This is a genomic window from Pararhodobacter sp. CCB-MM2, from assembly GCF_001691415.1.
Classification (GTDB): Bacteria; Pseudomonadota; Alphaproteobacteria; order Rhodobacterales; family Rhodobacteraceae; genus Pararhodobacter.
Genome location: NZ_LRRR01000001.1, coordinates 78,989 through 96,903 on the forward strand (window position 1 = coordinate 78,989; position 17,915 = coordinate 96,903).

The window sequence follows — 17,915 nt, forward strand, 5'->3', positions numbered from 1 at the left end:
CTCGCCCGCCCGATTCGCCGCCCCTATCGCAGGATATCGATCACCCCTCCCGTCAGCAGCCGCGCAACGATCGGCTGCGTCAGGAAGCCCGTCACCGGCAGATCCGCCCGCCGCTGATAGCGCCGAATCGCGCGACGGGTCTGTTGGTCGAACACCCCGTCCTGCGGGCCCGGATCCAGCTCCAGCCGCGCCAGCCGCTGTTCGATGATGACGCGGGTGAATTGCGGCAGGGCCATCAGGTTCTCCTCGGCCTCGGCCGCCGCGAAATCGACATTCGGACGCCCCGGCCGACGCAATTCCTCGATTCGGCCGCGGGCCTGATCGGCGAAGGCGCCCTGCGGGTAATTCTGCAGGTAAATGGCGTAGGATTGCTCGGTATCGGCCTGTGCCGCCTGATCCCAGGCCGCCCGGTCGCGCGCCTGCGCAGCGGCCCGGCGGTCGGCCTCGATCTGCGCCAGCCGGTCCTGCGCCACCTGCGCGAAGATGCCGTCCGGGAACCGCTCCAGATACGCCCGCATGCCGACCTCGTCCTGACCCGAGCCGGTGTCACGCCAGAAGCGGCGATCCTCGCGCTCTTGCTCGGCGGCGCGGGCGCGAGCCTCTTCCTCCAGCTGCGCGGCGCGGCGGGCGCCTTGATGGGCCAGCTCGAAAATCTGGTCGCGGTTGAGATAGCTCGTGGCCGGGAAGTTGTTCGCCCCCTGCCAGCCGCGAATCGCCGTGCGGGTGCCCGAGCCGAAGATCCCGTCGATCCCCCGCGGGTCATAACCAAGGATCGTCAGATCGCGCTGGATCGCCCGGCGTTCGTCACGGGTCAGGGCCAAACCGGCCTCGATGCGATCGGGCGTGTTCATCAGCCGCTGGCGGGCGCTGCGGGCCTGCTCGGCATAAAGCCCCTGCGGGAAGGCGGCGAGATAGGCCTCATAGCCATCCAGCCGGTCGGCATCCACCGCCGCTTGCCACGCCTGCCGATCCTCGGCCGTGCGGTCCACCGGGGCGGCGCCGACGTGATCCTCGGGCAGGAAGGTCAGATAGGGCGGGTTGAATCCCTCCAGCGTCAGGGTCGAGCCCTGCGCGGCCAGCCCGACCGAGGTGCCGGGCTCGGCGAGGTCGCGCAGGAAGGCGGCGACGGCGGCGGGCTGGCCGCGCACCAGCGTCACGCCCTGCGGCACGTCGATCACCGGCGGCAAGCCGCCCCGGAAGCCCGAGCCCGTATCGTCCGGAAAGCCGTAATCGGCCAGCGCCACGACAGCCCCGCCCTGCAACTGCCCGGCCAGCGCCAGCACCGTCTCCAGCCGGACGCCGTAGCCCTCGACGCTGGCGAAATCCGGCGTCTGGCTTTCGGTGCCCATCAACCAGACCGCACGGTCAGAGCTGACGGTATAGCCCGCGAAGACGATGACCACGCGCTCATCCTCGCCCTCGCGCAGGGTCGCGCCCAGCGCCGACAGGGCCGAGCGCAGGGCATTGGTGGACAGGTCGGTGGCGATGTCGACGTCGAAGCCCTGCGCCGCGAAGGTGCTTTCCAGCTGGACCATCCCGCGCGCGCCCCGCGCATCGCGCAGGGTGGCGTAATCCTCGTTCGCCACGATCATCACCGCGCCGGTATCGGCCAGCGCGGGCAGCCCGAGGGACAGAAGCGCCACGGCGGTGGCGGCGGGAAAGCGGATCGTCATGCAAAACCTCCCATTTGGCGGAGGCTTACAGGTTACTCGTAGCTGCGCAGATCCTCGATCACCTTGCCGTCATTCGGCAGGCTCCCATGCGGCACGAGTTCGACCTTCCCCCGCAATTTCAGCGTATCCAGCACACTCTGCTCATACAACGCAGGATTCGACGCTCGGGTTTCGATCTTCACCGTCATCGCGTCCATTTCCCCTTCTCGGGTGGCGATGACGCGGGCGCGGGCGACCTCCTCGTGGCGCGAGACGAGGTCGGCGACCTGCTCGGGCCGGACAAACATGCCCTTGATCTTGGTGGTCTGGTCGGCCCGGCCCATCCAGCCCTTGATCCGCAGGTTGGTGCGGCCGCAGGGGCTGGTGCCCGCCATGATCGCGGACAGATCGCCGGTGGCAAAGCGCACCAGCGGGTAGTCGCGGTTCAGAGTGGTCACGACAACTTCGCCAACCTCACCGTGCGGGACGGGATCGCCGGTGCCGGGGCGGACGATCTCTACGATCACACCCTCGTCGATGACCATGCCATCCAGCGCGTCGGTCTCATAGGCGACGTTGCCCAGATCGGCGGTGGCATAGCATTGACGGCAGGTGATGCCGCGGTCGGCATAGAATTGACGCAGGCTGGGGAACAGCGCGCCGCCACCGACCACCGCCTTGGTGATCGCCAGCCGCTCGCCCATCTCATCAGCCTTGTCGAGGATGATCTTCAGGTAATCCGGCGTGCCGGCATAGGCGGTGGTGCCGATGTCCTTGGCCGCGCGGACCTGCAGCTCGGTCTGGCCGGTGCCCGCGGGCAGCACGGCAGCACCGACGGCGCGGGCCGCGTTCTCGAACATCATGCCGGCAGGCACGAGGTGATACGAGAAGCAGTTCTGCACGATGTCGCCCTTGCCCACGCCCGAGGCCGTGAGGAACCGGCCCAGACGCCACCAATCGGGCTGGGCGCGGCCCGGCTCATAGATCGGGCCCGGCGACTGGAAGACATGGTCGAACTCGGCCACAGCCAGCGACGCGAACCCGCCAAACGGCGGCGTCGAGGCCTGCGAGGCCACCAGCGCCGATTTGCGCAACACGGGCAGCGCGGCCAGCGCCTCGATGGAGGTGATGGCGGCGGCGTCGATGCCCGCCAGCGTCGCGCCCATGCCGGCAGTCGCCTGAGCTCGGGCGATCAGCTGCGGCAGGTCCCGCGCCAGATCGGCCGCGCGCTGATCGGCAGTCCGGGTTTCCAGCGTGTCGAAATTCTTGCTCATGGTTCCCACGGGGGCCTCCCGTTGTTGTGCCCGGTTCTTGGGGTTGGGACCGGGTCGTTATGGGCCGAGGTACGAAGCGGATCAGGCAAGCCAGCGCTTGCGGCGGCGATAGCTGCGCACGTCGCGGAAGCTCTTGCGGCCCTTGTCCGACATGCCGAGGTAGAATTCGGCGACGTCCGGGTTCTCGCGCAGGGCCTTGGCGGTGCCGTCCATCACGACGCGGCCATTCTCGAGGATGTAGCCCGTGTGGGCGTATTTCAGCGCGACGTTGGTGTTCTGTTCGGCCAGCAGGAAGGTCGTGCCCTGCTCTTCGTTCAGACGCTTCACGATCTCGAAGATTTGCTCCACCAGCTGCGGGGCCAGACCCATCGAGGGCTCGTCGAGCAGGATCATCTCGGGCCGGGCCATCATCGCGCGGCCGATGGCGACCATCTGCTGCTCGCCGCCCGAGGTGTAGCCGGCCTGCGATTTGCGGCGGGTCTTCAGGCGCGGGAAGTAGTCGTAGACCATCTCCAGATCCGCAGCGATCGCACCGCGACCGTCCTTGCGGGTATAGGAGCCGGTCAGCAGGTTCTCCTCGACCGTGAGGTGCTCGAAGCAATGGCGGCCTTCCATCACCTGGATGAGGCCCGCGGACACCTGATCGGCGGGGTTCGAGCCGTCCAGAACCTGACCGCGATAGCTGATCGAGCCCTTGGTGATCTCGCCGCGCTCGGATTTCAAGAGGCCCGAGATCGACTTCAACGTGGTCGACTTGCCGGCGCCGTTGCCGCCGAGCAGCGCGGTGATGCCGCCCTTCGGGACCGAGAGGCTGACGCCCTTCAGGACGAGGATCACGTGGTTGTAGATCACCTCGATGTTGTTGACCTCGAGGAGGGTCTCGGCGTCTGGGCGATGGTCGAACATGGGCGCGATCCCGTCAGAATTCGTTGGGGGGTGGAGGGGCGCCGCGCGGGCGCCCCTCCGGATGTCAGGCGCGGATTACAGGCAACCCGGCGTGATGTTGTTTTCCTGCGCGAAGACAGAGGCGTCCTCGGCAGCCAGCTCACCGATCAGCTCACGGTCAGCCTCGATCCAGTCGGAGATCAGGCTCCAGCTCTGGGTGTCGGCGTCCCACTGCTGCAGCATCGCCGCGCCCGAACCACCGTGGTTCTGGCAGCTGACGTCGAACGGTGCCGAGAAGCCGGGCAGGCCCAGTTCGGTCAGACGCTCTTCGCTGATGCTGAGGGCTTCCATGCCGGCGCGCATTTCGGCGGGCGTGATCTGGGCGTGACCGGCCAGCTCCTGCGCGGTGCGGGCAGCTTCGACGGCCAGCATCGCCGCGTAGAGACCGCGCGAGTAGACGGCGGAACCGATCTGGTCACCGGCACCGGCAGCAAGGCCGCGACCGACGACATATTCCTGAATGTCGGAATAGACCGGATAGTCGGTGCCAACACCGTGGAAGGTCAGCGCGGTGTAGCCATCGGCGCCAGCGCCCACGGGCAGCACGTCATTTTCCGAACCCGACCACCAGATGCCGATGAAGTGGTCCATCGGGAAGCGGATGTTGGCGGCTTCCTGAATGGCGACGGCGTTCATCACGCCCCAACCCCACATCAGGACGTAGTCCGGACGCTCGCGGCGGATCTGCAGCCACTGCGAGCCCTGCTCCTGGCCGGGGTGATCCACGGCGATCGGCAGGAATTCGAAGCCCAGACGCTCGGACAGGATTTCCAGCGTGCGGATCGGCTCACGACCATAGGCCGAGTTGTGGTAGACCAGAACGATCTTCTTGCCGTCCAGCGAACCGTCGTTCTGGGCCAGCAGGTGGTTGATCGCCACCGAGGCGCCGTCCCAGTAGTTGGCCGGGTAGTTGAAGACCCAAGGGAAGGTCTCGCCTTCCATGGCCGAGGTCCGGCCGTAGCCCATGGTGTGGAGCGGGATGCCGTCCGCGGTCACGCGGGGGATCAGCTGGTAGGTGATGCCGGTCGACAGCGGCTGGATGACCAGCGGGTTGTCGCCGCGCACCGATTCATAGCATTCCACGCCGCGCTCGGTGTTGTAGGCCGTCTCGCACTCGGTGGTGCGGATCGGCAGGCCACCGATGCCGCCATCGCGCTCGTTGATCAGCGTCAGGTAGTCCTGATAGCCGTCGGCGAAGGGAATGCCGCCGGGGGCGTAGGGACCGGTGCGGTAGTTCAGCATCGGGAAGTGCAGGTCCTGTGCAGCCACCGGGGCCGCTACAGCGCTTGCCGCGAGAAGGGCGGCGATCTTCATCATCTTCATTGGTTCTCCTCCCAGTCGATGACGGTTTCGTTCGTTGCTCGAACGGTCTTTCCTCGGGCCCGGCCCGCACTCCTCAATGCGGGAAGGGCCAAAGACGCAGTTTTTCCTTGATGGTGCGCCACAGCGCGGCCATGCCATGCGGCTCGACGATCAGCACGACGATGATCAGCGCGCCGATGATCATCACCTCCAGATGGCGGGCCAGGTCGGCGGGCCAGCCGAAGCCGTCCACCAGCATCAGTTTCAGCAGCACCGGCAGCACGACGAGGAAGGCCGCGCCGAGGAAGGACCCGAGGATCGAGCCCAACCCGCCGATGATGACCATGAACAGGACGAGGAACGACTTGTTGATGCTGAAGGCCTCGCCCGCCTCGGCCGCGCCGAGATAGACGCCGAAGGTCAGCGCGCCCGCCACGCCCACGAAGAACGAGGACACGGCAAAGGACGACAGCTTGGCGATCAGGGGGTTCACCCCGATGATCTCGGCGGCGATGTCCATGTCGCGGATCGCCATCCAGGTCCGGCCCATCGTGCCGCGCGTCAGGTTGCGCGCCAACCAGGCCATCGCCACGGTGAAGATCAGGCAGGTGAAATAGACGGCGGTGGACGAGGCCGAGGCGCCAGTGATGATCACGCCGAACATCGAGCGCTCGGGCATCGAGATCTGGCCGGTGGGCGAGTAGTTGTAGAACCATTCGACGCGGGTAAACAGCCAGATCAGGAAGAACTGCGCGGCCAGCGTCGCGACGGCTAGATAGAAGCCCTTGATCTTCAGGGATGGCAGGCCGAACAGCACCCCCACGGCCGAGGTCACCAGACCCGACAGCAGGAAGACGATGTAGATCGGCATTCCGGGGAAGGCGGTGGTCAGCTTGAAGGTGGCATAGGCGCCCACGGCCATGAAGGCGGCGGTGCCCAGCGACAGAAGGCCGGTATAGCCGATCAGGATGTTCAGGCCCAAAGCCGCGATCACGTAGATCAGGAAGGGAATGACGATCGAGTTGGCCCAGTAATCCCCCAGCACCATCGGCACGACGAGGAAGGCTGCAGCAATGGCTACCCAATAGGCGGCACGGTCGAACCGGATCGGGAAGGTCTGGTTGTCGCTGGCGTAGGACGTCTTGAAGTCGCCCGCTTCACGGTAAAGCATGGATCAGACCCTTTCGATGATGCGTTCGCCGAACAGGCCTTGCGGACGGAACAGCAGGAAGACGAGGGCGAGCATGTAGGCGAACCAGTTCTCGGTGGCGCCGCCGATGACCGGCTGCATGAAGAAGTCAAAGAGCTTCTCGCCCACGCCGATCAGAAGGCCGCCGACGATGGCGCCCGGGATCGAGGTGAAGCCGCCGAGGATGAGCACGGGCAGGGCCTTCAGCGCGATCAGCGACAGCGAGAACTGCACGCCGGATTTCGAGCCCCACATGATCCCCGCGACCAGCGCGACGATGCCGGCGATGGACCAGGTCAGCACCCAGATGAAGCGCAGCGAGATGCCCACCGACAGCGCGGCCTGGTGGTCATCGGCCACGGCGCGCAGCGCCCGGCCTTGCTTGGTGTATTGCGAGAAGACGACGAGGCCGGTCACCAGCACCGCCGCGATCAGCAGCGCCCAGAGCGACAGCGTGTCGATATAGAAGCCGTAGCCGAAGAGGTTGTAGGTCGTCTCGTCGACCCAGGACGACATGCCCTGCGGGATGCCCACGTCGAGGCGCTTCACCTCGGCGCCCCACATGATGTCGCCAAGGCCTTCGAGGAAATAGGCAAGGCCGATGGTGGCCATGAACAGGATGATCGGCTCTTGGTTCACCAGATGCTTCAGCACCAGTCGCTCGATCAGCAGAGCCAGCAGCACCATCACCACGACCGTCAGGATGATCGCGAGGAAGGCCGGCATGGTGAAGCCGAAATCGCTGACATGGGCGCCGAAGATGGCGTTGATCAGATGCGAGAACGGCACCTGCCCGGTCTGGAAGCCCACGAGCGTCAGCGCCGCGAAGAGCGCCATCACCCCTTGAGCGAAGTTGAAGATGCCCGAGGCCTTGAAGATCAGCACGAAGCCAAGCGCGACCAGCGAGTACATGATGCCGACGGTGAGGCCGTTGAGCCCCGCCTCCAGCGCGAAAAGGACGGTATCCGACATATCCCTGTGCCCCCTTATTCGTCGTGCGACACGCCGAGATAGGCGTCGATCACGTCCTGGTTGTTGCGCACCTCGTCCGGCGTGCCGTCCCCGATCTTCTTGCCGTAATCCATCACCACGACGCGGTCCGAGAGGTCCATGACCACGCCCATGTCATGCTCGATGAGCACGATGGTGGTGCCGAACTCGTCGTTCACGTCGAGGATGAAGCGCGACATGTCCTCCTTCTCTTCGACGTTCATGCCGGCCATCGGCTCGTCGAGAAGCAGGATCTGCGGTTCCGCCGCCAGCGCGCGGGCCAGCTCGACCCGCTTCTTCAGACCGTAAGGCAGACGTGCCACCGGGGTCTTGCGGATGTGCTGGATCTCGAGGAAGTCGATGACCTTCTCGACCTTCTCGCGATGCTCGTCCTCCTCGCGCGAGGCCTTGCCCCACCACATCGCCTGGCTCAGGAACCCGGATTTCATCAGGTTCATGCGGCCGGTCATGATGTTGTCGAGAACCGACATGCCCTCGAACAAAGCGATGTTCTGGAAGGTCCGGGCGATCCCGGTGCGGGCGACCTGATAGGGCGCCATCTTCGCGCGCTTGTAGCCCTTGTAGATGATCTCGCCTTCCTGCGGTACGTAGAAGCCCGAGATGACGTTCATCATCGACGACTTACCCGCGCCGTTCGGCCCGATGATCGCGCGGATCTCGCCGGTGCGGATGTCGAAGGAGATGTTCTTGATCGCCTCGACGCCGCCGAAGCGCAGGGTGATGTTCTTCAGCTCCAGCACCACCGGGCCGATCTGGCGACCGTCGGCAGTGACGTAGCCGTCCTGGGTGTTGTCCAGCATGTCCCTAATTCCTTATTCGGCCGCGATGCGCTGCGTCTGGCCAGGCACAACCTTGGCGTCGCGCATCTGCACGGTCGCCTTGAGCGCACCCTTGCGGCCGTCCTCGTAGCTGACCTCGGTCTCGGTGTAGACGCTCTCGGCGCCGTCATAGAGCCCGGCGATCAGGTCCGCGAATTTCTCGGCGACGATGTTGCGGCGCACCTTGCGGGTCCGGGTCATCTCGCCATCGTCGGCATCGAGTTCCTTGTGCAGCACGAGGAAGCGGTGGATCTGGCAGCCCGAGAGCATCGGGTCCTGCGCCACCGAGGCGTTCACCTCCTCGACATGCTCCTGGATCATGCCCAAGACGCGCGGATGGCCCGCCAGTTCCTGATAGCTGGAATAGGCGATGTTGTTGCGTTCGGCCCAGTTGCCCACCGCCGTGAGGTCGATGTTGATGAAGGCCACACAGCGATCCCGGCCCGCGCCGAAGACCACGGCTTCGAGGATATTCGGGAAGAACTTCAGCTTGTTCTCGACGTATTTCGGCGCGAACAGGCTGCCATCGGCCATCTTGCCCACGTCCTTGGCGCGGTCGATGATCCGGAGATGGCCGGTTCCTTCCTCGAAGAAACCGGCGTCCCCCGTGGCTACCCAACCCTCGGCATCCTTGGTCGACGCGGTCGATTCCGGGTTCTTGTAATATTCGACGAAGACGCCCGGCGAGCGGTAGAAGACCTCGCCCGACTCGGCGATCTTCACCTCGACGCCCGGCGAGGGCACGCCCACGGTGTCCGAACGGACTTCGCCATCGGGCTGCTGGGTGATGAAGACCGAGGCCTCGGTCTGGCCATAGAGCTGCTTCAGGTTGATCCCCAGCGAGCGGTAGAAATCGAAGATCTCCGGCCCGATCGCCTCACCCGCCGTATAGGCCACGCGGATGTTGGACAGCCCCAGCGTGTTCTTCAGCGGGCCATAGACCAGCATCTCACCCATGCGGTATTTCAGCTTGTCACCGCCCGAGACCGGCTTGCCGTCCAGAATGTCGCCGCCGACCTTGCGGGCATGCGCCATGTATTTGTCGAACATGCGCTTCTTGCTGGGCCCGGCGTCCTCCATGCGGATCATCACCGTGGTCAGCATGGTCTCGAACACGCGGGGCGGGGCGAAGAAATAGGTCGGCCCGATCTCGCGCAGGTCCGACATCATCGTCGTCGCGTTTTCCGGGCAGTTCACGCAGAAGCCGGCCCAGAACGCCTGCCCCATCGAGAAGATGAAATCCCCGACCCAGGCCATCGGCAGATAGGCAAGGATCTGATCCTTGTAGGTCAGCTTGTCGAATTCGCACGAGGCGCGGGCGGTTTCGATGATGTTGCGGTTGGACAGGACCACGCCCTTCGGCTTGCCCGTGGTGCCCGAGGTATAGAGCATCACGCAGGTGCTGTCGTAATCCAGCGCATCGGTGCGTTTCTTCAGCTCGGGCTCGAAGCGGCTCTGGCCGGCGCGGCCTTCGGATTGCACATCCTCCAGCCAGTTCATGTGGCCGTGGTCGTATTTCCGCATGCCGCGCTTATCGAGATAGAGGATCTGCTCGATCCCCGAGACCTTCTCCTGAACCTCGATGACCTTGTCGACCTGCTCCTGATCGCCGCAGATCGCGAAGCGCGCGCCGCAATGTTCCAGCACATAGGCCATCTCTTCGGCCACCGCGTCCTGATACAGCGCGACCGGGATTGCCCCCACCGATTGCGCCGCGACCATCGACCAGTACAGCGCCGGACGGTTGCGGCCGATGATCGCCACATGGTCGCCCTTGGCCATCCCCAGCGCGAGAAAGCCCAGAGCCATCGACCGGACCTCGTCCGCCGCCTGCTTCCAGGTCCAGGATTGCCAGATGCCGAATTCCTTCTCGCGATACGCGGTCAGGTTGCCCCATTGGCTGGCGTTGCGCGCCAGAAGGGCGGGCACGGATTGAAGCGCAGCTTGCGCAGCGTTGGTGGTCAACGGTCTCTCTCCTCCCAGGTCGCGCGACAGGCCCGCCTCCCACCGGTCCCGTCGCACTCACCCATAGTCGTGGGGGGCGAGTTTTGCCGCAGTTTGTCGCAATCCTTACGAATTGTAACAGGCGCGAATGTTCAGACGATCCGGACAGCAAGCTCTTCGGGCGCCGCGCCGGGCACTGACCAGAAGCTTTCAGAGCCGTCCGGCATCCGGGCAACAACCCTTTGAAGATCAATATGATTAACCTGTCGCCACAGGGCCCGTGCGACAGCCTCGACGGCAGTGTCCGGGGTCAGATTGTGATGCGGGCGCAGGGCCTTGGCCTCGGCGCGCCAGTCTTCGCGCGTGCCGAAACCTGCGGGCTTTGTTGCAAGATCCCAGCCTTCGACGAAAATCGCGCGGGGCACCGCCGGCAGGACCTGTGCGAAGGCGATTCCCTCCTCAGGCGTGAGCCGCCGTCGGAAGGTCTGCAACACGCCCTGAATGGCCGTATAGGCGACGTTGTCTGTCTCCAACCCGGCATAGTCGCGCACGTCATCGAGGAACGCCCGCCACTCGCGCGAGGCGTGGCGATAGGTCCAGGGCATGGGCATTCTCGGCCTCCGTCAACGAATCCGCAGCATCCTGCCCTGCCCCATGCCCCCGCGGCAACAGCACCCGCCTCATTCCCGAGTTATCCACCGTCTCTGCGTTGCAGCGGACTGGACCGGGGTTTAGGTCCGCGCCATGCTCAGACCGATGATCAAACCCGCCGCCCCCGATTCCCGGCGCTTCCAGCGCTTGAACCTGTCCGCAGGCGTGGCCTCGGTCGGCGTGGCCATCACCTTGGTGTTGCTTAAGCTTTGGGCGCTGATCGCCACGGGCGCGCTGTCGGTCGCAGCCTCATTGGCCGACAACGCGCTCGATGTGATGATGTCGGTCGCGGCGCTGGCTGCCATCGCCTATGCCGCCCGCCCGGCCGACAGCGACCACGCCTTCGGCCATTCCTCGGCCGAGGATCTGGCGGCGCTGGTGCAATCCGCGCTGGTCCTCGTCTCGGCCGGGATCATCGGCGCGATGGCCGTGAACCGCCTCTTGGCCGAGGACGCCATTGCTCCGCAGGCCGAGGGCGCGGGCATCGTGGTCATGGTCATCGCCGTAATCCTGACCGGCGCGCTGGTCCTGTGGCAGCGCTATGTCGCCAAGGCCACCGGCAACCGTGTCGTAGCCGCCGATTCGCTGCACTATCTCGGCGACCTCCTGCCCACTTCCGGCGTTCTGGTGGCGCTGGCCGCCTCGCGCTGGGGCGGCTATGCGCGGCTCGATGCGGTGATCGCGCTGCTCGCGGCGTTCTGGTTGGCGCGCTCAGGGATCAAGATCGGCCGTGGCGCCTGGGACGCGCTGATGGACCATGCTGCGCCGCCCGAAGTCTTGCGCCGGATCGACGTCATCGCCGCCGATTGGCCGGGCATCACCGGCCATCACGAGGTCAAGACCCGGATGGCCGGGCACAAGACCTTCATCTCATTGCATGTGGAACTCGATGGCCGCCAGACGCTGAACGAGGCCCATGCCATCGCCGATGCGCTGGAGCATGAGCTGGAGGAGCAGATCACCGGCGCCGAGGTCATCATCCACCTCGATCCGGTCGGGCCGGGCTCGGGCCGTGTCGCGCGCGGGCATGAGCCGGGCGAACCCGTGGCGAACCGCGCCTAGACCTTGCTAGAGCCGGGCAAACGGCTGGCCTGACGGATCCACTCGGCCAACTGGCCCTCGTCCATCGGCAGGCCGGGGCCCAGATGCAGATAGCGCGTGTTGGGATCCTTCGAGCCCTCGGGCGGGAGCGGGTCCAGCTGCGCGCCGGCGAAGAACGCCAGTTTCACGTAGCGCTTCATGACGTGGAAGCTGAGGAAATACTCACCCCCCGGCAGTCCGTAGAACGGCGAGTTCCATTTCACGGCCTTTCGCACCTCGGGCAGAGTGGCCACGACCAGCGCATCCACCGCCTCGCAGGTCTCACGCTGCCAGCCGTCCAACGCGTCGAGATAGGCGCGAACGGGCGCTTCCCCCTCGCCTTTGGGAATTTGCGGATTACCTCCGGTCAGCATCGTCGGTTTGGCCATGGGTGCCTCCTGCCGAAAGACGATAGCGCCCCGCTCGCGCCGCACAAGCTCCGCGCCTGCCTGTCCGGCGGGCATCGGCCGCCCCGTGCCGACCCGACCGCACCCCATCCCTTGCCCCGACCGCCCGGGGCCGCCATCCTATCGGCAGCCGGAGATCCGTATGCTCGACACCCTACCCCGCCCCGCCCGCAAGCGCCGCATGGCCCTGACCGAAGCCCATGTCACCCGCGTCTTCCGCGAGGTGCCAGAAACTGACGACCACCGCCCCGGCATGACCTTGCTGACCGAGGACGACAAACGCGCCATCGCCCGCGATCTGGTCGCGGAACTGGGCGACGCGCCGTTCTGGCTGTTCGCTTATGGCTCGCTGATCTGGAACCCGGCGTTTGAATTCGCCGAAGCCCGCCGCGCCACTGCGCATGGCTGGAAGCGCGACTTCTGCATCCATCTCGACGGCTGGCGCGGCACGCCCGAGCAGCCCGGCCTGATGCTGGCCCTCTCGCCCGGCGGCTCTTGTGTCGGCATGGCCTACCGCATGCCCGATGACGACCGCGAGGAGCGCATGTTCCGGCTCGTCGAGCGGGAGATGGGCTTCCATGAGCATCTCCGCTGGCTGAAATTCCTCAACCTGCGCGGCGGCGGCGAGTCGTTCCGGGCGCTGACCTTCTACTGCACCCCGCCCGAGGCGCCCCAGCGCCTGCACCTGCCGCTGGACGAACAGGCGAAGCGCATTGCGCTGGCTTGCGGGCCGAAGGGGGCGAATGTGGAATACCTGTTCAACACCGTCTCTCACCTTGAGGACAGCGGCATCCATGACAGCTATCTTTGGCGCATGCAGAAGCTGGTCGCGGCCGAAATCGACGCGCTGGACGCCTAAGGTTTCGGCCAGTCGCGTGGCGGCGGGTTCAGCAGCACTTCGCGCGAATGCGAGGCGAAGTCGCGCGACCAGATCAGCCAGCTAACCACCGAAATCGCCGCCAGCAGCGCCCAAGGCCCCAGCAGCCACGCCATCGAGCCCAGCGCGAAATAGGTCGCGCGCAGGCCCCGGTTGAAGTTGAAGGCCGCGCGAATGTTGATCTCGGCCGACTGGCGCGCGCGGGGATAGGCCAACGGGTCGGCGGGGTCGTTCGGCACCGTCGACATCATGATCAAGGCATAGCCGAACAGCCGGTTCGACCACAGGAACTTCAGGAAGGCATGCGACAGGAACAGCGCGGCCGGCAGCATCCGCGCTTCAAACGCCTGGGTCGAGGGGGCGGCCAGCGACAGGTCCGCCGCCACCTCCCGCAAGGGCTCGGGATTGCCGATCACCGCCAGCAAACCGCCCAAGGCCAGCAACGTCGTCGAGGCCAGCCAGTTGGTCGATTGCCTCAGGCCGCCCAGCACCGTCGCGTCATAGATCCGGGGCTGGCGGGTGACGAATTGCTCCAGCCATTCGCGCCGGTATTGCGCCATCAGGACGGTGACCGAGGGGGTCTTGGCGCTGGCCGTCTCGATCCGCCATTGCAGCGTGAACCACGCGATGGCGGTCAGCAGCAGCACCGCCCATTCCAGCGGTGAGATCAGCTCGAAAACTGCGGTCAGCGTCGTTGGCACGATCGGGGCCCCTGTCCTTTTCCTCCCCTGTCCGACGGCCCCTGCCCGCCTGTCAACCCAAACGGCGCCAAGCTCTGGACAGACCGGGTGAATTGGTTATATTTTCTTACCAAAGCGGCGAGAGGAGGACGCCATGCAGATGCCAGCCCCCAGTGCTTCGGTTCTGGACCGGCGCGCCCGTATCGTGGCGCGCCTGCGCGATGTCCTGCCGGCCGAAGCCGTGATCGACGATCCGAACGAGACACGTGCCTATGAATGCGACGGCCTCACCGCCTATCGCTGCCCGCCCTTGGCCGCCGTGCTGCCCGGCTCGACCGCCGAGGTCTCGGCCGTGCTGCGGATTTGCCATGAGGAAGGCGTGCCGGTTGTGCCGCGCGGGGCCGGAACCTCGCTCGCGGGCGGCGCGCTGCCGACGGCGGATTCGGTGATCTTGGGCGTTGCGCGGATGCGGGAGGTGCTGGAGACCGACTACGACAACCGCATCATCCGCGTGCAGACCGGCCGGACAAACCTCTCGGTCACCGGCGCGGTGGAAGCGGACGGGTTCTTCTACGCCCCCGACCCCTCGTCGCAGCTGGCCTGCGCGATTGCCGGGAATATCGGCATGAATTCCGGCGGCGCCCATTGCCTGAAATACGGGGTGACGACCAACAACCTGCTGGGCGTAACGCTGGTGCAGATGGACGGCACCGTGGTCGAGATCGGCGGCGCGCATATGGACCCCTCGGGGCTGGACCTGCTGGGCGTCATCTGCGGCAGCGAGGGGCAATTGGGCGTCGTGACCGAAGCCACCCTGCGCATCCTGCCGAAGCCCGAGGGCGCGCGTCCGGTGCTGATCGGCTTCTCGGCCAACGAGATCGCCGGGGAATGCGTGTCCGACATCATCAAGGCCGGCATCCTGCCCGTCGCGATCGAATTCATGGACCGCCCCTGCATCGAGGCGACCGAGGCCTTCGCCCATGCGGGCTATCCCGATTGCGAGGCCCTGCTGATCGTCGAGGTCGAGGGTTCGGACGATGAGATCGCCGAGCAGCTGGGCCTGATCCGCCAGATTGCCCAGCGCCACGACCCCGTGGAGTTCCGCGAGAGCCAGTCCGAGGACGAATCGAAGCGCATCTGGCTTGGCCGCAAATCCGCCTTTGGGGCGATGGGGCAGATCAACGATTACATCTGTCTGGACGGCACGATCCCTGTCTCGGAACTGCCCTATGTCCTGCGCCGGATCGGTGAATTGTCCAAGGAATTCGGGCTGGATGTGGCCAATGTCTTCCATGCGGGCGACGGCAACATGCACCCGTTGATCCTGTTCAACGCCAACAAGCCCGGCGATCTGGAGACCTGCGAGGCGATGGGGGCCGAGATCCTCAAGCTCTGCGTCGAGGTCGGCGGCTGCCTGACCGGCGAGCATGGCGTGGGGGTCGAGAAACGCGACCTGATGGACGTGCAATTCGCGCCGCAGGATCTGGAAGCGCAGATGCGCGTGAAGGACGTGTTCGACCCGAAATGGCTGCTCAATCCGGCCAAGGTCTTCCCGCTGGCCCATAGCGAAGCGCGGCGCGCGGGCTGAGGCCCAGCCGTGGTAGCGAAAGGAAATCCCATGAGCGTCGACACCGCGTCGGTCCTCCGCCCGGCCTCGGAAGCCGATCTGTCCGAGGCGATCCGCGAGGCCTCCGCCCCAATCGCCATTCGTGGCGGCGGCACGCGGCCTGTCGGTCGCCCCCTGCCCGGCGCGGTGCTGGAAACCGGCGCGATGAGTGGCATCACTCTCTACGAGCCCGGCGCCTTGACGCTGGTCGCCCGCGCCGGCACGCCCTTGGCCGAGGTCGAGGTCGCCCTCGCGGCCGAGGGCCAGCGCCTGCCGTTCGAGCCGATGGACTATCGGGGCCTTCTGGGCACCATGGGCACGCCAACGCTGGGCGGGATGGTCGCGGCCAATGCTTCGGGGCCCCGCCGCGTGGTCGCCGGGGCCTGCCGCGACAGCCTCATTGGCGTGCGCTTTGTCGACGGCATGGGAACGGTGGTGAAGAACGGCGGGCGGGTGATGAAGAACGTCACCGGCTATGATCTGGTGAAACTGCTGGCGGGCAGCTGGGGGACCTTGGGCGTCCTCAGCGAGGTCTCGTTCAAGCTGCTCCCGCGCCCTGAGAGCGCGGCGACGTTGGTCTGGCAGGGGCTCGACGCGGCACAGGCGGTGGCGTTGATGTCGGCCGCCTTGGGGACGCCCTACGAGGTCAACGGCGCGGCGCATCTGCCGGACGGGCGGACGCTGCTGCGGATCGAGGGCTTTACCCGCTCCGTCGCCTACCGTGCCAATGAGCTGGCAGTCGCGCTGGCCCGTTTCGGCCGCTCAGTGACCCTGGACCGCGAGGAAACCGCGACCCTTTGGGACGCCGTGCGCGACGTGGCGCCGTTCCACGGGCGCGAAGGCGATGTCTGGCGGCTGTCGGTGAAACCCTCGGACGCGCCCGCGCTGGCTGCGAAGGCCGGAGGCGAAGCCTTGTTCGACTGGGGCGGCGGGTTGGTCTGGCTCCTGTTGCCGCAAGGCACCGATCTGCGCGCCAAACTCGGCGCGTTCAGCGGCCATGCGACCCTGATCCGCGCCAGCCTCGACACCCGTCGCACCATCCCGCCCTTCCAGCCCGAGCCCGCGCCGATCGCCGCGCTGACGCGGGGCCTGCGGCAGAAATTCGACCCGCGCGGGATCCTCAATCCCGGCCTGATGGAGTAAGCGATGCAAACCACCTTCAGCCCGGAGCAGCTGCGCGAACCGGCGATCCAGCGCGCCAACGAGGTGCTGCGCTCGTGTGTGCATTGCGGTTTCTGCACGGCGACCTGCCCGACCTATCAGGTGCTCGGCGACGAGTTGGACAGCCCGCGCGGGCGCATCTACCTGATCAAGGACATGCTGGAGCAGGGCCGGCCGGCCGACGAGAAAACCGTCAAGCATATCGACCGCTGCCTCTCCTGCCTGTCCTGCATGTCGACCTGCCCCTCGGGCGTGCATTACATGCATCTCGTGGACATCGCCCGCGACCATATCGAGAAGACCTACCGCCGCCCGCTGATGGACCGCTTCCTGCGCTGGACGCTGGCGCAGATCCTGCCCTATCCGACCCGCTTCCGACTGGCCCTTCTGGGCGCGAAGATCGGCCGGCCCTTTGCGTTCCTGATGCCCGACGCGCGGCTGAAGGCGATGCTGGCGATGGCGCCGAAAGAGATCCCGCCGGTCAGCCGCAACGACACGCCGCAGGTCTTCCCGGCGCAGGGGCCGCGCCGGATGCGGGTGGCGCTGATGACCGGCTGCGCGCAGCGGGCACTCAACACCGATATCAACGACGCGACGATCCGCGTGCTGACGCGGCTGGGCTGCGAGGTGGTGGTGGCGAAGGGCGCGGGCTGCTGCGGCGCGCTGACCCATCACATGGGCCGCACCGACGAGAGCCACGCCTTTGCGGCGAAGAACATCAAGGCGTGGATGGCCGAGGTTCAGGGCGAGGGGCTGGATGCGGTCGTCATCAACACCTCGGGCTGCGGCACGACAGTGAAGGATTACGGGCATATGTTCCGCAACGACCCCTTGGCCGGCGACGCGGCGACGGTGTCGAGGCTGGCGAAGGACGTGACCGAGGTGCTGACGGCCCTGAAGCCCGAGGGTCAGGCGCCCGAGGACCTGCGCGTCGGCTATCACGCGGCCTGCTCGCTGCAGCACGGCCAGCAGATCAAGGACGCGCCGAAGGCCCTGCTGAAACGGCTGGGCTTCGCGGTGCTGGAACCCGCCGATCCGCATCTGTGCTGTGGGTCCGCAGGGACCTACAACCTGATGCAGCCCGAGATCTCGGGCGAGTTGAAGCGCCGGAAGGTGGCGACGCTGGAGGCGAAGGCGCCCGATGTGATCTCGGCGGGGAATATCGGCTGCCTGATGCAGATCGGCTCGGGGACCGAAGTGCCGGTGGTGCATACGATCGAGCTGGTCGATTGGGCGACCGGTGGGCCGAAGCCGCGGGGCCTCAGTGCCAAGGGCGTGCCCATCCTGAGGTGAGGGATCGGTGGGATGAAATCCCTCC

The 17,915-nt window shown here is 66.3% G+C and carries 16 protein-coding genes; 5 read left to right on the top strand and 11 right to left on the bottom strand.

Annotated elements, in window-relative coordinates; translation table 11 throughout:
* Positions 1-23 precede the first annotated feature (23 nt).
* From BCY78_RS00385 to BCY78_RS00425, 9 genes are all read right to left on the bottom strand, one after another.
* Positions 24-1,673, bottom strand: coding sequence for a peptidoglycan-binding domain-containing protein (locus tag BCY78_RS00385; protein WP_068296248.1), 1,650 nt, complete (start codon positions 1,671-1,673; stop codon positions 24-26).
* Between the two features lie 32 nt (positions 1,674-1,705).
* The gene (locus BCY78_RS00390; RefSeq protein WP_068296251.1) at positions 1,706-2,926 is read right to left on the bottom strand and encodes a phenylacetate--CoA ligase family protein; all 1,221 of its coding nucleotides are present in this window, start codon (positions 2,924-2,926) and stop codon (positions 1,706-1,708) included.
* Between the two features lie 81 nt (positions 2,927-3,007).
* Positions 3,008-3,832 (bottom strand): ABC transporter ATP-binding protein, encoded by an 825-nt coding sequence (locus BCY78_RS00395; protein ID WP_068296257.1) that lies wholly within the window; start codon positions 3,830-3,832, stop codon positions 3,008-3,010.
* A gap of 75 nt (positions 3,833-3,907) precedes the next feature.
* Complete coding sequence (locus BCY78_RS00400) at positions 3,908-5,194, bottom strand: ABC transporter substrate-binding protein (RefSeq protein WP_068296259.1); 1,287 nt, start codon at positions 5,192-5,194, stop codon at positions 3,908-3,910.
* Positions 5,195-5,267: 73 nt separating this feature from the next.
* Positions 5,268-6,344, bottom strand: coding sequence for a branched-chain amino acid ABC transporter permease (locus BCY78_RS00405; RefSeq protein WP_068296263.1), 1,077 nt, complete (start codon positions 6,342-6,344; stop codon positions 5,268-5,270).
* A gap of 3 nt (positions 6,345-6,347) precedes the next feature.
* The gene (locus BCY78_RS00410) at positions 6,348-7,334 is read right to left on the bottom strand and encodes a branched-chain amino acid ABC transporter permease (protein WP_068296265.1); all 987 of its coding nucleotides are present in this window, start codon (positions 7,332-7,334) and stop codon (positions 6,348-6,350) included.
* Between the two features lie 14 nt (positions 7,335-7,348).
* Entirely contained in the window at positions 7,349-8,173 is an 825-nt protein-coding gene (locus BCY78_RS00415; protein WP_068296268.1) for an ABC transporter ATP-binding protein, read from the bottom strand.
* Between the two features lie 12 nt (positions 8,174-8,185).
* Positions 8,186-10,156 carry an AMP-binding protein gene (locus BCY78_RS00420; protein ID WP_068296270.1) on the bottom strand — a complete coding sequence of 657 codons (1,971 nt, stop codon included), beginning with the start codon at positions 10,154-10,156 and terminating at the stop codon, positions 8,186-8,188.
* Positions 10,157-10,287: 131 nt separating this feature from the next.
* Positions 10,288-10,746 (bottom strand): DUF2267 domain-containing protein, encoded by a 459-nt coding sequence (locus BCY78_RS00425; protein WP_068296273.1) that lies wholly within the window; start codon positions 10,744-10,746, stop codon positions 10,288-10,290.
* Positions 10,747-10,879: 133 nt separating this feature from the next.
* On the opposite strand from BCY78_RS00425, the gene BCY78_RS00430 reads away from it, so the two are divergent.
* The gene (locus BCY78_RS00430; RefSeq protein WP_083194734.1) at positions 10,880-11,848 is read left to right on the top strand and encodes a cation diffusion facilitator family transporter; all 969 of its coding nucleotides are present in this window, start codon (positions 10,880-10,882) and stop codon (positions 11,846-11,848) included.
* Here BCY78_RS00430 and BCY78_RS00435 read toward each other — a convergent pair.
* Positions 11,845-12,255 (bottom strand): DUF1801 domain-containing protein, encoded by a 411-nt coding sequence (locus tag BCY78_RS00435; RefSeq protein WP_068296278.1) that lies wholly within the window; start codon positions 12,253-12,255, stop codon positions 11,845-11,847. The two genes, BCY78_RS00430 and BCY78_RS00435, sit on opposite strands and share 4 nt — an antisense overlap.
* A 160-nt stretch (positions 12,256-12,415) precedes the next feature.
* On the opposite strand from BCY78_RS00435, the gene BCY78_RS00440 reads away from it, so the two are divergent.
* Positions 12,416-13,132, top strand: coding sequence for a gamma-glutamylcyclotransferase (locus BCY78_RS00440; RefSeq protein WP_139103047.1), 717 nt, complete (start codon positions 12,416-12,418; stop codon positions 13,130-13,132).
* Here the strand turns inward: BCY78_RS00440 and BCY78_RS00445 are convergent.
* The gene (locus BCY78_RS00445; RefSeq protein WP_233499320.1) at positions 13,129-13,851 is read right to left on the bottom strand and encodes a DUF599 domain-containing protein; all 723 of its coding nucleotides are present in this window, start codon (positions 13,849-13,851) and stop codon (positions 13,129-13,131) included. The genes BCY78_RS00440 and BCY78_RS00445 overlap by 4 nt on opposite strands.
* A gap of 133 nt (positions 13,852-13,984) precedes the next feature.
* Here BCY78_RS00445 and BCY78_RS00450 point away from each other — a divergent pair, with 133 nt between their 5' ends.
* From BCY78_RS00450 to glcF, 3 genes are read left to right on the top strand one after another with little or no spacing between them, the layout of a single operon-like run.
* Positions 13,985-15,418, top strand: a complete 1,434-nt coding sequence (locus BCY78_RS00450; RefSeq protein WP_068296281.1) for an FAD-linked oxidase C-terminal domain-containing protein — start codon at positions 13,985-13,987, stop codon at positions 15,416-15,418.
* A 30-nt stretch (positions 15,419-15,448) separates the two neighbouring features.
* A complete protein-coding gene (gene glcE, locus BCY78_RS00455; protein WP_068296284.1) occupies positions 15,449-16,579 on the top strand; it encodes a glycolate oxidase subunit GlcE in 1,131 nt (376 codons plus the stop codon).
* Positions 16,580-16,582: 3 nt separating this feature from the next.
* Positions 16,583-17,890, top strand: coding sequence for a glycolate oxidase subunit GlcF (gene glcF / locus BCY78_RS00460; RefSeq protein ID WP_068296287.1), 1,308 nt, complete (start codon positions 16,583-16,585; stop codon positions 17,888-17,890).
* Positions 17,891-17,915 lie beyond the last annotated feature (25 nt).

Bases quoted from the DNA above. Each gene is read 5' to 3' on its own strand.
- BCY78_RS00385 (WP_068296248.1), bottom strand. From the start codon at position 1,673: ATGACGATCCGCTTTCCCGCCGCCACCGCCGTGGCGCTTCTGTCCCTC.
- glcE (WP_068296284.1), top strand. From the start codon at position 15,449: ATGAGCGTCGACACCGCGTCGGTCCTCCGCCCGGCCTCGGAAGCCGAT.
- BCY78_RS00395 (WP_068296257.1), bottom strand. From the start codon at position 3,832: ATGTTCGACCATCGCCCAGACGCCGAGACCCTCCTCGAGGTCAACAAC.
- BCY78_RS00425 (WP_068296273.1), bottom strand. From the start codon at position 10,746: ATGCCCATGCCCTGGACCTATCGCCACGCCTCGCGCGAGTGGCGGGCG.
- BCY78_RS00450 (WP_068296281.1), top strand. From the start codon at position 13,985: ATGCAGATGCCAGCCCCCAGTGCTTCGGTTCTGGACCGGCGCGCCCGT.
- BCY78_RS00435 (WP_068296278.1), bottom strand. From the start codon at position 12,255: ATGGCCAAACCGACGATGCTGACCGGAGGTAATCCGCAAATTCCCAAA.
- glcF (WP_068296287.1), top strand. From the start codon at position 16,583: ATGCAAACCACCTTCAGCCCGGAGCAGCTGCGCGAACCGGCGATCCAG.
- BCY78_RS00440 (WP_139103047.1), top strand. From the start codon at position 12,416: ATGCTCGACACCCTACCCCGCCCCGCCCGCAAGCGCCGCATGGCCCTG.
- BCY78_RS00410 (WP_068296265.1), bottom strand. From the start codon at position 7,334: ATGTCGGATACCGTCCTTTTCGCGCTGGAGGCGGGGCTCAACGGCCTC.
- BCY78_RS00430 (WP_083194734.1), top strand. From the start codon at position 10,880: ATGCTCAGACCGATGATCAAACCCGCCGCCCCCGATTCCCGGCGCTTC.
- BCY78_RS00415 (WP_068296268.1), bottom strand. From the start codon at position 8,173: ATGCTGGACAACACCCAGGACGGCTACGTCACTGCCGACGGTCGCCAG.
- BCY78_RS00400 (WP_068296259.1), bottom strand. From the start codon at position 5,194: ATGAAGATGATGAAGATCGCCGCCCTTCTCGCGGCAAGCGCTGTAGCG.
- BCY78_RS00390 (WP_068296251.1), bottom strand. From the start codon at position 2,926: ATGAGCAAGAATTTCGACACGCTGGAAACCCGGACTGCCGATCAGCGC.
- BCY78_RS00405 (WP_068296263.1), bottom strand. From the start codon at position 6,344: ATGCTTTACCGTGAAGCGGGCGACTTCAAGACGTCCTACGCCAGCGAC.